This window comes from Neisseria sp. P0021.S006 (assembly GCF_051956895.1).
This window is the reverse complement of record NZ_JBQCWZ010000899.1, coordinates 1-590: the sequence shown is the minus strand read 5'-3', so window position 1 is coordinate 590 and position 590 is coordinate 1. Positions and strand designations below refer to the sequence as shown.

General features: G+C 49.3%; 1 protein-coding gene. It reads right to left on the bottom strand.

Annotated features, from left to right (window positions below; genetic code table 11):
• Positions 1-138 precede the first annotated feature (138 nt).
• Positions 139-590, bottom strand: a 452-nt coding sequence (locus ACTHUM_RS17785) for a YchJ family protein (RefSeq protein WP_440403660.1), incomplete at its 5' end; no start/stop codon positions are given.

The window sequence follows — 590 nt, the reverse complement described above, 5'->3', positions numbered from 1 at the left end:
CCTTTTGGGCGGTGCAGCAAGTAAGACGTTTTCCCGCAATGTATTTGCCATTCATACTTCTCCCTTAGTATGAATGGTTTTTTTTATCGGCAAAAACAGCTCAGGCCGTCTGAACGTTCAGACGGCCTGTTTACACTACTATTTGAAAAACTGTCCGCAACACGCCTTAAACTTTTTGCCCGAACCGCACAAACAAGGCTGTTTCATCGTCGGCAAAGCAACGGTCAGATCAATAAAGTACCAACGCCCGTCTATTTTCACGAACGCCGACAATTCATGATGGCACTCAGTTTGCCCATTCTCCTCAAAATACGCCTCAAACTCGACCAAAGCATGCAGTTTGCCAAACGGCACATGACGGATAACCTTCAATCCCGACCACTGCGTCTGCTTACTCCACGACGCCAAATCCTGCTTGTCCAACAAATTCTGCTGCGCAGGGACAGTCGTGTCCACGATATAGTCGATTTCCTGCAAAACATACGCACTGTAACGCGAACGCATCAACTCTTCCGCCTTCGAGGCCGCCGCCTCACACGCATGAAACGGTGCGCAACATTCCGTATAAACACGTCCCGACTGACAGGGAC